This window comes from Candidatus Hamiltonella defensa 5AT (Acyrthosiphon pisum), assembly GCF_000021705.1.
GTDB lineage: Bacteria > Pseudomonadota > Gammaproteobacteria > Enterobacterales > Enterobacteriaceae > Hamiltonella > Hamiltonella defendens.
The window spans coordinates 48536-59032 of record NC_012752.1; the positions used below are offsets into that span (position 1 = coordinate 48536).

Here is a 10497-nt window from a genome sequence, read left to right on the forward strand (position 1 = left end):
GTAAANNTAATAAACCCCTTTTTGAGCCAGGCTCCATTGGACCAGGGGCACGGATTCCAGGAGCAACGGAACGAGCATCACGCAGGCGAGGGTTAAAATCGTCAAAGACAACGAAAAAAGATAAGCACTGGTCAACAGCGCGCCCCGAATCGCCTTTTTTAATTGTTCGGTGGCATGCGCGATGTGGATGGCTTTCTGGAAGCCATCCGCAGGACGACCGGCAATATGGCACGCCTCTATGACACTGATTTCCTGCTCTGGAAACCACGCCTTTAATGCCTCTGATAAAGGGGTCCCTTCCTCAAAATGCGCCGCGCATTCTTTTAATATCTGCGCGATTTCGTTATTCGGCTTCTTTCCTCGGCGCGTGTAATTGATGATGAGCTTGTCAAAGGTTTTGTGAATGCTTTGGCCGTCCAGCAAATAGTGCCTGAAATTGTCGTAAATATCGGCGCGATCATGGGCGTTAAAAGTCCACTGACACAGGAGACGATTAAAGGGATTCATTTGATGCTCTCCTGTGATGTTGTGCTTTTTCTCTGATGTCTTCGGTGAACACCAAAAAATCCCGGTCCAGGTTACAGACCTCCTTATGTGCCATCACAGGATCGATCCTTCCTTCATTAATCAATCGAAGGGTATTGTCACACAAGGTCTGTCCGCCTTTTTGATACCAGTAGTCATACGCGTGGGTTTTTCCCCGCTCGTGATATCGGCGCATCCATTCGGCATCGACTTCAATGACTTCAAAAATCCCCACCCGTCCTTTCACCCCTTTTCCTTCACAGTGTTCACACCCTGAGGCATTTTTCAGGTAAACCTGCTCTGGTTGGCAACATTGTTCAATTAAGTCCTGAAAAACCGGCAAAAGGTCATTTTTATGTTCAAGATAGGGTTTTTTACAATGAGGGCAGAGTTTGGGGGCGAGGCGTTGTCCCACCAAACAGGTGATGAGGGCGGCATCGCTGATGAGGTCGTTTTCAACCTGTAAGCTTTTCAGGCGCGCAATCGTATCCACCGGATGCGTCGTATGCAGCGTGGTTAACACATAGTGGCCCGTTTGCGCCACTTCAATCGCCGCGGTGGCTGAAAGGTGATCGCGGACTTCACCGATGACAATACAGTTAATATCGAGCCGCATCAGGCTTTTGACGGCTTGCCACCATTCTTCTTTGGGGCCTAACGCGGTTTGCACTGCCCCTTTAATCGGAGACTCGACCGGATTTTCGACGGTGGCCAGATGGATCCCAGGGTCTCTGGCCGTCATCAGTTCGCTGATCACCTGAACCAGGGTACTTTTACCCGATCCCATCGGGCCGGTAAAAAAGATGACGCCCGTCGGTTTCGATATCGCCCGTTCAAGAACCGCTTCCTGTGGGGCAGTCAACCCTAATTCATTCAGGGACAATGCCCTGTCACGTCGGGTTATCAAGCGGATCACGGACAGCAATCCTTCCGAAGTGGGGCGGCTGGCAAAACGGCCCCCGGTCAGCCCCAGGGAGTGCACATATTCTTCCCTCACTTTGGCATCGGAGGGCTCTGCGTAAGACACCGAAGCGTGACTCTGATGAAGACACATCGTGTTGTAGAGGCAATTGACATACCGGTTGCCCTCCTCCGCAGCATATTCTTCGTAATAAGCCAACTTTCCGTCGATACGAAAATAGACTGAGCAGACAATTTTTTCCAGACGGATATGCACATCCGAGGCTCTTTGAGTGACCGCGTCACTGAGTATTTTAATGATTTTTTTCTGAATGGTTTGTTCAGTGTGTTCGTCTTCATTCTTTACGTCCGACTCCGCCGATTTTTTGAGTTCGACAATGTCCGATAACGCACAGGGCATTAACGTGAATTGAACGTTATTTTCTTTTAACCGGCGCTCATAATCCATCACCTCAAGACAATCAATAAAGGGCAAAGCGACTTTTAATATCAAAGTGCCGTCATCGCGTTTCACTAAACAGATCGCGTCATTTAACTTTTCCGGTAAACGGTCATCCGGCACGGCATGAGCGCCAGATAAAGGAATGACTTTCATGGTGTCGCCTCACTTAACATCATTTTATTGCCCGAAAAATGGGTGATAGTCACCTCATCCAATGAAACCTGAGTGAGCGTAAAACCGCCTGGGATCGCGTCCCCTTTTTTTCGGGTCATTTCAGTGCCATCAGGAAAACGCAAACGCACATAAAGGCTTTTTCCATGGCCAATCATTTTCGTGATACGCGGAATGGGATCCGGTTTGATGGATATCGTGGGGCTCCTGTCTAACGAGCCCGTCAATCCCACCTCGTCTTTGGCTTTATTGCGTGCGGACAAGGCTTTGTACCAGGTGATTTGACTTTGTAAGGCATCCAGCTCACCGACGGTGTTGATGTCAGAGGTGGCGCTCAGTAATGAGGGAAAAAGGAGCAACAAAAAAAGAAAGACTTTATGGCTTTCCATACATCACCCCCTGGACTTGATATTGGATGGCGGCGTTATCCTGATTGATCAGCAAGGCTATTTTTTTTATTCTCATCCCTGGTAGTTCACTCTCTTTAAAGATCATTCTCGGAGGAATCGAGCTCTCATAGCTGAAGGTCATTTCCCGCCAGTTCGGCAAGGGAAAGTCGATGCCCTGTTCGTCTGTTTTCTTTTCCTCAAAAGGCACCTCCGTTAACGTGAACCTGAGATTATGTCGTTGCAATAATGTCATGAGTTTGTCACGCTGATGTGACAGTGGCAGTAACGGGTCGTCGCCTTCGGGTATGGCATGGATGGGAAGAAAGAAAACGGCGGCCCCTGTTTGTTTGCCGTTAAAGCTGGGAGTGACCGAATAACGTTTTTCCACACTCCATTTAAAATCCATCGCGCCCACAGCAGAGCCCTCAAGCCGAGCAAAAAGAAGTTCCGCCTTATCATGAAAACAGGTGATCTGAGCGGTGATCCATCCCCCCAATGACAACGGAATTTGCTGTAGGGTTTGATCACAACGCTGGATAAAATTCTGGATAGACGGTTTATCCACCCAGGGGGGTTTTAGGCTCAGGAGGGCCGCTTTATAACGGGCTTCTTTATTGATATCGTCGGCTAACTTTTGTTTTTCTATCGCCAATAAACGGGCTTTATGTTCTTTATGATTCCAATACTGATTAAAAAAATAGAACGCACTCAGGATAAAAATAAAAAAAGACGCCCAGGAAACGCTTTCTTTTTGGGTCAATCCCCACGTTAACGGTTTGAGTTTAAATTCTTTTTTCAGATTTTTAACGGCCAGTACCTCTGACCAATCCCTCTCATCCGTCACCCATAAAAATCGTTTGTCTCCAAACACCTTCACTTCCCCCTCGCCTTGGGATAAACGGGCAGTCATATCCACCACCTCTTGCTCTAAGGCCTCTGCATGCACGATTTTATCGGTCCAAGGCATGACCAACCCGCCCGTAGAGGCGATCACAATAAAGTTATCCTCCATTGACTCTACTGGGATCACGGCCAGCCATTTACCTGAAATCAAGGACACCAATGACACCGCCAGTGAATATTTTCCTTTGAGTGGGACAGAAAATTTGGGCGCGAAGCCTGCTTGAATCGATCCGTTTTGCCGGATGGCGACCACATCCAGGTGTTCTCTTTTCCCAATGGCTTTCACTTCTTTCATAAAATGTAAGCCCCCTTTAATCGCCCGCCATTCAAGGCCGACGACGAAGGACTTTTTGTTGTAAGTCACAATATGTATTGGTTTTTTTTCGTGGGACATAAATTTTTTCTCATGTATTTCAAAAAATAACATTGAAATACCATTTAATTGTATGTACGATTTGATAAATGAGAATTGAATACGATGCAGTGAAAAATCATCGCAATATTTTGGAACGTGGACTGAGCTTTGATAGCGTTAAGGATTTTGATTTTTCTACGGCCTTCTTTTTTATCGATGAGCGCAAGAATTATCCCGAAGTTCGCTATCTTGCTGTCGGTTACTTAAAAAATCGCTTACACGTTCTGTGTTTTTCTGACATTAAAAACGGCATCAGAGTCATTAGTTTTCGTAAAGCCAATACCAGAGAGGGCATTAAATATGAAAAATCACTTACCCTTGATTGATAAAGAAGGTGAGGTACGTGAACTCAAAGAGGAAGACTTTGCTTTGATGAGACCCGCTGAAGAGGTATTACCCCTTTCTCTTTTGAAAACGCTCGGCATCCGAGGCCCACAAAAAGCCCCTACCAAGCAAAAAATAACCATTCGTCTTTCTCAGGAAGTGGTAGATGCCTTTCGAGCCACAGGTAAACACTGGCAATCTCGTATGGACTGTGCGATGAAAAACTGGTTGAAAGAGCATTCTCCCCATGATGTCAAACCTTGACCCACTTTTTTAACGCAATAAAGGGGTGATGGTGATCACAAAAGATTCTTTTTTGCTTTTCCCTGACATGCCTCCCCCGAATAAAAAATGGCGGGAGGAACCGACTCCTCGTTGACTCCCGTCTTGAATATTTTGTTCAAAACCACTCATGAGAACCGTTTCTCCAGGCTTGAGCCATACCCGTTGTGGAATAGAGCGGGAGTCGGTATCGGGCGCTTCGATGCTTTCAGTTTTGTTCCTGTTTTCTATTCTTCTCAGCCGATTGAGCGAGGAGATATCCATCATCATCGTCAGCATCATTTTGTCATTGCCCTCTAAGATTTTTGGCATGATGTTAATGTTGGTGCCCGTGGTGATTTCTCCGGGTTCGAGTGATTGAACAGGCTCAGCGCCCGTCGTGGTGTTGCCCGTCGTGACCGACGTTTTGCGCAAATAAGTGGTTTGCTTTCCAATCTGCATTCCCGCAGTGGCTAAGTTCGTGGTCATGATAGACAGTGTTTTCACATCCGATACCTTGACCTGCTCAGACAAGGCTTTCAACAAAAATTGTGACCCCGCCCATTGCGACGCTCTCCCCGTGGCCGTCGGCAAAATTTCAAACCCCCCATTGGCCAGATTCGAGCCCGCATTAAAGGCATTCGCCACATGAATCCCGTATTTTCCTGACAGGGATTTAAAAATCACATTCCAGTCAATGCCTGACTGGTCAGCCGTCTCCGTGTGCACGGTGTACACCACCACTTTAAGCAAGACCTGTTTCGACAGCTTGATATTTTCATCTCGCAGGTACTCCCCAATGCGGTTGACCACTTCGGGAACATCTGTCACCACCACCACCCCTGAGGTTTGATTGAGACTGAGCCGCCCCCCGCCCGGGGTTAACATGCTTTCCGCGGTTTTTTGGATATCGCCGTAGAGGTCATTGGCCATTTCGGTTTGTTGGGAGGTACTTGAGCCGCTACTCGATCCGCCGCCTCCTGTGCTACTTTGAGTGGATAAACCACTCTTTTGATGATTCTTGAGCGAATATTTCGCATTGGTCGGATCGATGTTAAAACGACGGGTTTCCAGATAAAAAAGAGTGATTTCTTCATGGTGACAACGCCATGAAATGCCTAAACGGGCGGTCACCATATCCAGCAAACCCGCCACATTGCCCGAGTAAGCGACATCCGTGATCGTATTGTTCATCGAGGCTGTTGCTGAATTCAAGCGACTCGTCTGAATGTCCATTGAGGGCAAAGGCATCATACCGTCGTTATCCATCGGGGGAATGGGCGAAGGCCCCCTATCCCTCTGCTGAGTTTGACCCTTTCCGCCGAGATGAGAAGCCCCTCTGCTGAGCAATGCCGCGGCATCTGGGGAAATTTTCACCCGGAAACCGCATTGCTGTGTCACATCCTGAGCAAACTGGTAAATCGTCTGAGGTTGAGACGTTTTGTAAGTCATATGACAACGGCGCATTTTCTCTGGGATCGCTTTCGTGACGGATTTGATGGGAACAGGATTAATCCATTGCTCTTGATAAAATGTCGCCACGGGACGCGCCGTTGAGGCGTCTTTCAGTAGAGCACTGACCTTATCCGAATCTGTTTGAGCGGCTTCCATCACGTTATCAATGCGACGGTGCACTGCACAGCCAGAAAGAAAGAGCGCAATGCTCAGGCAAACCACCCAAAATGGCCTGTTCATGAGTGTCTCTCCTGGTCATCGACTTTGAGAAGGCATTGTGTCGTATTGATCCCTGCAAATAGGGGCACCGTGGCCTTGGCATATAAACGAAATATTCCATTCAAGGCGTCACGGAAAGTGCCAGAAAAGGATAAAGGCGCATCTATTCTGTAATTGGTGTCTGTGTCCCAAATGAGGCTCCATGTTCTCTTTTTTTCAGGGAGGCACTGTTCCTGCTCAACCCATAAATATAAAGTCTCTTTGAGCGTCGAACCCTTTTGCGCTCGCCAGTTTTTCTCTGTTTGAATGGGCGTTTTTGGCATGGAGTCCCTTTTTTGAACTGTCAGTTTTACTGTCTTATTGAATAAGCCGCCTTGCGCTGCCGGCCCTTTCTTTTTGTGGGGATTTCTGTCCGGTTTGACCTGATTTCCAGGAGCGAAATCCCTGATTCCGCTGGCTTGCTGGAGTCTCTGTTGTGCCAAGGCTATCTTTTTGCTGTGGAGGTGTATTTGCGACTCAATCAATGTCACAGGCGCTGTGTTCTCATGGTGAGAGCGAGAGCCGCTACAACCCGCCAAACAGAGTAAAAAAAACAGAATCAGGATGAGTTTCATGGAGAGAGAGGCCTTGAGTCTCCTTTGTTGAGACAGCCTTTTTTCTTGAGAAAAGCCCATAAGGTTTGAAAAAAAGAGGGGGTTTTCTTGGAAAGCGCTTTTCTAATCAAACGTCGCCGTCTTTTTTGTTCTTGCGCTCTGTCTTGTTTTTTCATCTTTTTTTCGCCTCTTCTTACGTTAACTATGGAAGCCCCTGGAAATCGTCCTTTTTTTCTGGTCAGGTCCGCTTTGGGGAAATTCAGGCAAAAAGCCGGCTGACGCTTAACGCCTAAAAAATATTTTTAATAAAGTGAAAAGGATTTTGCTGGTGAAAAAGAAATGGGGTCTTGTTTGATGGGCTTAAAAACCCCTTATTGAATGGCCTCTAAAAAAGCCAGGAATAGGGCGGTTCTCGCGTGCGCCTCTTTTTTTGAACAATGTTTTTAATTTGTTCTTTTTGACTTTCTTTAAGGGAAGTCGTGATTTTATGATTTGTCCTGGTTTCGTCATTCATGCAAAGGGGGAAGCGCATGATTTCCTGCATCACAGCTTCTCGAATCGGGACAATGGTATTGGCAAATCTCACCAGATGACTGATGCCAGCGCAATGCTCTATCTTTCTGGTAGGGATCTTCTCAGGATCGAAACAAGTAAATAAATACCCTTTAAAGAGGGGTTCAATCACAGCTCTCTTATTTTTTCTATCAAGACGTTGACGCCAGGTTTGAATAGAAGGACTTAATGAATGAACCTCAATTTGTATCAAGGCTTGCTGCGCTTTATAAAGATTACTGCAACCTGATTTGTGACAGGTGAGATACCATTTTTTTTCCATATCTATTTATCTTATCACCCCTTTTTTATAAGGCGCAGGCTCCGCCCAATTTAAACCCAGTGATTTCTGGTTAAATGTGATGAAATTAAAAACAGTTATTTTAGAAAAATAAAAAAAATTGAATTTTATTTATTATTTAATTTTTGCGTCGTCTACTCTGTTGAAAACTGCTTTCTCTCTTTCTCTGTACCTAAAATTTTTTTCAGTCTTTTTTGTGCATCATTCCCTGATTTTTCAATCAGATAACGAACAAATTCAGAAACCGTGACCGGTCTTCCAGCATAATGCCCGACATCAAGCACCATTTTATCCAAACGGTCACGTAATTCTGCGCCGATATAGACTGATTTTCCACGACGGGAAATTTGGTTAAACATGCATTAATTTCCTTAGGGAAATGAAATCATTTTTTGTCAGACATGATGATGACTGATATTTTTTTAAATTAATATCGTGTAAATGATGATTTTTAGCTTAAAAATCTAAATTTTTTTAAAATAGAATAAGGGCTGAAAAACCAGCCCTTGATATGAATATAAATAACAGTTAGGTTGTTTAGCTATTTTAGGTAATTGAGTTAATTTTTTTAATTTACAACAATTACAAAAAAATGAGTTAATTAGATGATTATTTATCAAAAAATGAAATAATGCCCTCAATTCAGAATAATTATTTAGTTCATATTTTTTTCTTGCGTTATTTAAATGTGAGTTTACCGTACTTAGACTCATATTTAATAACAATGAAATTTTATTACATTGCAATCCGGAACAATAAAGTGACAGTACTTTAATTTCTGCTGGAGAAAGTTCCTCAAAAATTTCTTGATAAAATTTAATTTCTTTAATATCAAATGATTTTATCATTATTAGCTCCTAATTCATTAATGAATGTACGAGTCAAAATTGATTTTTTTGACTCACGGAGCTAAAGCTAATGACGTGACTGCCTGTAGGAAGAAATTTTGAGGGAATATAGTTATCTATTCCTTTCCGTTCGCAAAAATTTCTGAGTTGTTCTGAATTATGCACGCCTAAATTTTCATAAATAATCTGTAGCCGATTTTCTATTGTTCGGTGAGAACTGTGTAATATTTTGGCTATTTCCTTACTTCCTAATCTATTTAATAAAAAGAAAACAATGTCCCATTCTTTTTCTGTGAATATCTTGTTTGGTTTCTGTACCGCAGCGGTACGAGGTAGTTTTTTTNCGGTACATTCCAATAAAGAAAAAAAAGGGAAAAGACGAGCATAAAAAAATGTACCAATACATTGACCTTTTTCATTAAACAGCGGAAAAAAATCAAATAAATAAGGTTGTATTTTTTTCTCAGATCCATAAGGCAATATGTTCAATATGCACAAAGGAAGCTTTTGATCTCGGGCTTGTTTTTCTTGTGTTTCGAATACAGTCATAGCATCAGAAGGTGTGACATCTGCCCCTTCTTCACTATTAACACAACGAGGGAAATGCAATAAATTACGTAGGGCTGGATTGGCATAAATAATTGATTTTTCATCTGTGACACCACAAGGTTCAGTAGAGCGCTGACATAACCGAATTAGTGACTTTCTCATACCAAACCTCCCAGGTTAAAGAGGCTTTTGCGTTGAAACAGAGTTAAATTTTTTGAAACACAGGCAAACATCACAAAGTGAATAGATCGTGCTTCACAGATGAGCACATGAAAGGTAGACTTTTTCATAGTCCGACTCCTAGTTACGTTAGGTTTTGGATTAGCTACTCGTAGGTGTTGGTCCACCTGAGAGTAGCGATTAATTAGTCATAACTAATTTTCACTATAAATTACTGGTACAACTTTAAGTTCCTTAACTTCTTCCCATCTTTTTTCCTGCTCGCATTCATGCGCTACAATAGTTGCCGAAAAAACAGCCTTTCTTTGAAGAGCATTTCCAGAAAAAGCAATTTTTTCATTCACCACATAAGTATTAACATTTCCTGTTTTTATTATTTGTACATAGTGATTCTTGGCTAAATGAGATACTGCCCTTGTGATAGTTGCTCTAGACTTATCTAGAATTTTGCATAATGCGCTATTGGATATAGTGACCGAATTTGTTCCAATCTGCATATATTCCCTGATTATACTAAATACTATTGATGCCGCAGCGCATTCTTGCTGTAAAGCTCTCAAGTTTTTTTCAGACTCACGGGACATCATATAGTAACCGCCTAGAACAAAATTCTTTTTTCTTTTCTTCTCAGAAATAAAGTCATTCAACTTATCAGTAGTTAGATTAAGTAGATTTCTTGTTTTTAATAATTCTTCTTTTAGATCATCAACGGATTCTTTTTCCATGTGGCGCGCGTCTCGTGAGCCTATAGGTGATCATTTATGAGCTATGAATGCTCTTAAATAATGTAATATAGCTAGTATTAATTAAAACAGAGAGTGAGTCAATGTGCATTAAAAAAACAAATAAACCCATTGATGCCTGTCATCGAAAAACAAAAGAGATATATAGAATTAGTACATTCAATAAAATCATTGAAAAATGATAAATTTTTTATTTTTTAATCTAAAAATCATCATTTACACGATATTAATTTAAAAAAATATCAGACATCATCATGCTGACAAAAANTAATTTTATTTCCCTTGTCGATCAACAAATGCGACATAAAACCACGCCATTTAGGGCGGGGATATAAGGTGCATTTGATAAAAAATTCACGCCAGAAATATGAAATTAATCCCTCTGTAGTAAGATGGAGACGTGGGGTTTCTTAGAGAAAATCCGGGTCTTTTTGAGAGATTTTGCTTAGCTTGATCTCTTTGTAGCGATCGTGATATGGTTAAAATTACGATTTTTTGGAAGGATCTTTTCGGATGGACGTCCCGGTAATGACGTCCGGGGTGTGGCGAAGGCCTCAAAAAACTAAACCCCCTGTTCCTGCGACTAACTTTGGCGGGTTATAACAGGATTGAGGGGGCCAACATCTGGCTTGGTGCCAGTAAGGATTATAGCAAGTGCTCAATCTCAATCAAGACTTTTTTAACTCCGCCATAAGTGCAGGGTCGG

13 protein-coding genes and 1 pseudogene (1 of these 14 running past the window's edge) are annotated in these 10497 nt (G+C 43.0%); 2 read left to right on the top strand and 12 right to left on the bottom strand.

Annotation, left to right across the window (positions count from 1 at the left end; all coding sequences use genetic code 11):
* From HDEF_RS13950 to pilO2, 4 genes and pseudogenes are all read right to left on the bottom strand, one after another.
* A pseudogene (locus HDEF_RS13950) lies at positions 1-507 on the bottom strand (type II secretion system F family protein) (its annotated part extends 23 nt beyond the left edge of the window); the annotation flags it as partial.
* Positions 494-2041 (bottom strand): GspE/PulE family protein, encoded by a 1548-nt coding sequence (locus tag HDEF_RS10780; RefSeq protein WP_015873097.1) that lies wholly within the window; start codon positions 2039-2041, stop codon positions 494-496. The pseudogene HDEF_RS13950 and the gene HDEF_RS10780, both read right to left, overlap by 14 nt.
* Positions 2038-2448, bottom strand: a complete 411-nt coding sequence (pilP, locus tag HDEF_RS10785) for a type IV pilus biogenesis protein PilP (protein ID WP_015873098.1) — start codon at positions 2446-2448, stop codon at positions 2038-2040. The genes HDEF_RS10780 and pilP overlap by 4 nt, the downstream gene beginning before the upstream one ends.
* Positions 2435-3745 (bottom strand): type 4b pilus protein PilO2, encoded by a 1311-nt coding sequence (gene pilO2, locus HDEF_RS10790; protein WP_148207026.1) that lies wholly within the window; start codon positions 3743-3745, stop codon positions 2435-2437. Before pilO2 ends, pilP begins: the two co-directional genes overlap by 14 nt.
* A gap of 68 nt (positions 3746-3813) precedes the next feature.
* On the opposite strand from pilO2, the gene HDEF_RS10795 reads away from it, so the two are divergent.
* Together HDEF_RS10795 and HDEF_RS10800 are read left to right on the top strand one after the other, a co-directional pair.
* Complete coding sequence (locus tag HDEF_RS10795) at positions 3814-4092, top strand: BrnT family toxin (protein ID WP_015873100.1); 279 nt, start codon at positions 3814-3816, stop codon at positions 4090-4092.
* Complete coding sequence (locus tag HDEF_RS10800) at positions 4067-4354, top strand: BrnA antitoxin family protein (RefSeq protein ID WP_015873101.1); 288 nt, start codon at positions 4067-4069, stop codon at positions 4352-4354. Before HDEF_RS10795 ends, HDEF_RS10800 begins: the two co-directional genes overlap by 26 nt.
* A gap of 9 nt (positions 4355-4363) precedes the next feature.
* Here HDEF_RS10800 and pilN read toward each other — a convergent pair whose 3' ends face one another.
* From pilN to HDEF_RS10835, 8 genes are all read right to left on the bottom strand, one after another.
* Positions 4364-6046, bottom strand: coding sequence for a PilN family type IVB pilus formation outer membrane protein (gene pilN, locus HDEF_RS10805; protein ID WP_015873102.1), 1683 nt, complete (start codon positions 6044-6046; stop codon positions 4364-4366).
* Positions 6043-6699, bottom strand: a complete 657-nt coding sequence (locus HDEF_RS10810; protein WP_015873103.1) for a toxin co-regulated pilus biosynthesis Q family protein — start codon at positions 6697-6699, stop codon at positions 6043-6045. The genes pilN and HDEF_RS10810 overlap by 4 nt, the downstream gene beginning before the upstream one ends.
* Positions 6700-7003: 304 nt before the next feature.
* Entirely contained in the window at positions 7004-7453 is a 450-nt protein-coding gene (locus HDEF_RS11075) for a transcription termination/antitermination NusG family protein (RefSeq protein WP_015873104.1), read from the bottom strand.
* Positions 7454-7605: 152 nt separating this feature from the next.
* Positions 7606-7830 carry a hypothetical protein gene (locus tag HDEF_RS10820; protein WP_015873841.1) on the bottom strand — a complete coding sequence of 75 codons (225 nt, stop codon included), beginning with the start codon at positions 7828-7830 and terminating at the stop codon, positions 7606-7608.
* Positions 7831-7935: 105 nt separating this feature from the next.
* Complete coding sequence (locus HDEF_RS11080) at positions 7936-8319, bottom strand: helix-turn-helix transcriptional regulator (RefSeq protein ID WP_015873105.1); 384 nt, start codon at positions 8317-8319, stop codon at positions 7936-7938.
* Between the two features lie 33 nt (positions 8320-8352).
* Positions 8353-9030, bottom strand: a complete 678-nt coding sequence (locus HDEF_RS10830; protein ID WP_015873106.1) for a LuxR C-terminal-related transcriptional regulator — start codon at positions 9028-9030, stop codon at positions 8353-8355.
* Positions 9027-9158, bottom strand: coding sequence for a hypothetical protein (locus tag HDEF_RS13590; RefSeq protein WP_274376884.1), 132 nt, complete (start codon positions 9156-9158; stop codon positions 9027-9029). The genes HDEF_RS10830 and HDEF_RS13590 overlap by 4 nt, the downstream gene beginning before the upstream one ends.
* A gap of 84 nt (positions 9159-9242) precedes the next feature.
* Complete coding sequence (locus HDEF_RS10835) at positions 9243-9773, bottom strand: hypothetical protein (protein ID WP_015873107.1); 531 nt, start codon at positions 9771-9773, stop codon at positions 9243-9245.
* Positions 9774-10497 lie beyond the last annotated feature (724 nt).

Bases quoted from the DNA above. Each gene is read 5' to 3' on its own strand.
- HDEF_RS10800 (WP_015873101.1), top strand. From the start codon at position 4,067: ATGAAAAATCACTTACCCTTGATTGATAAAGAAGGTGAGGTACGTGAA.
- HDEF_RS11080 (WP_015873105.1), bottom strand. From the start codon at position 8,319: ATGATAAAATCATTTGATATTAAAGAAATTAAATTTTATCAAGAAATT.
- HDEF_RS11075 (WP_015873104.1), bottom strand. From the start codon at position 7,453: ATGGAAAAAAAATGGTATCTCACCTGTCACAAATCAGGTTGCAGTAAT.
- HDEF_RS10820 (WP_015873841.1), bottom strand. From the start codon at position 7,830: ATGTTTAACCAAATTTCCCGTCGTGGAAAATCAGTCTATATCGGCGCA.
- pilP (WP_015873098.1), bottom strand. From the start codon at position 2,448: ATGGAAAGCCATAAAGTCTTTCTTTTTTTGTTGCTCCTTTTTCCCTCA.
- HDEF_RS10810 (WP_015873103.1), bottom strand. From the start codon at position 6,699: ATGGGCTTTTCTCAAGAAAAAAGGCTGTCTCAACAAAGGAGACTCAAG.
- pilO2 (WP_148207026.1), bottom strand. From the start codon at position 3,745: ATGTCCCACGAAAAAAAACCAATACATATTGTGACTTACAACAAAAAG.
- HDEF_RS10835 (WP_015873107.1), bottom strand. From the start codon at position 9,773: ATGGAAAAAGAATCCGTTGATGATCTAAAAGAAGAATTATTAAAAACA.
- pilN (WP_015873102.1), bottom strand. From the start codon at position 6,046: ATGAACAGGCCATTTTGGGTGGTTTGCCTGAGCATTGCGCTCTTTCTT.
- HDEF_RS13590 (WP_274376884.1), bottom strand. From the start codon at position 9,158: ATGAAAAAGTCTACCTTTCATGTGCTCATCTGTGAAGCACGATCTATT.
- HDEF_RS10795 (WP_015873100.1), top strand. From the start codon at position 3,814: ATGAGAATTGAATACGATGCAGTGAAAAATCATCGCAATATTTTGGAA.
- HDEF_RS10780 (WP_015873097.1), bottom strand. From the start codon at position 2,041: ATGAAAGTCATTCCTTTATCTGGCGCTCATGCCGTGCCGGATGACCGT.